Consider the following 562-nt stretch of genomic DNA (forward strand, 5'->3'; position numbering starts at 1 on the left):
GATGACTAATGGGTTGAGGTTAAACCGCCTCCCTAGCAAAGTTGGGGTGACAAACTGACTCTCGATTAAATTCAGCAACAGATATATCGATACCACTGTCAGCATAAAACTGACCGAATCTAGCTGCAAATACGCGACAAAACCAAAGCTCACCATCGAAATCACTGGTCCCAAATACGGCGCGAAATTCATTACCCCCGCAAACGCACCCCATAGAAATGGGTCTTCAAGGCCGAGGACAAAAAACACCAACCCTACACACAAGCCTAAACCCGCATTGACCAAAGTAATGGTGCCGATGTAGCGCGATAAATCTTTCTGCAGAGCCTGCACCAACTCCACCGCTTGACGCTGTTTCGAAAAACCACGCAAACGCGATACCGATTTACGAAACAGACTTCGACCATGATTAAGCATGAAATACACCATAAACAGCACAATCATCGCCTGAGTTAACAGCGTTGGTGTAGTGGTCGCGAGCGCTTTCAGCAAAGAAAACACCGTGTTGTTGCCCATCTCGTCAATGTTCATGTCACTGGCAAGCTCAAGCGGCGCATTCATG

Annotated in this window: 1 protein-coding gene; it reads right to left on the bottom strand. The window is 47.5% G+C overall.

The annotated features are described in order from the left end of the window. Positions 1-562: AI-2E family transporter (locus R7Z50_RS29900; protein WP_318150070.1), on the bottom strand; the 562-nt coding region annotated here is incomplete at both ends.

It is taken from the genome of Vibrio sp. 1249-1 (assembly GCF_033340495.1).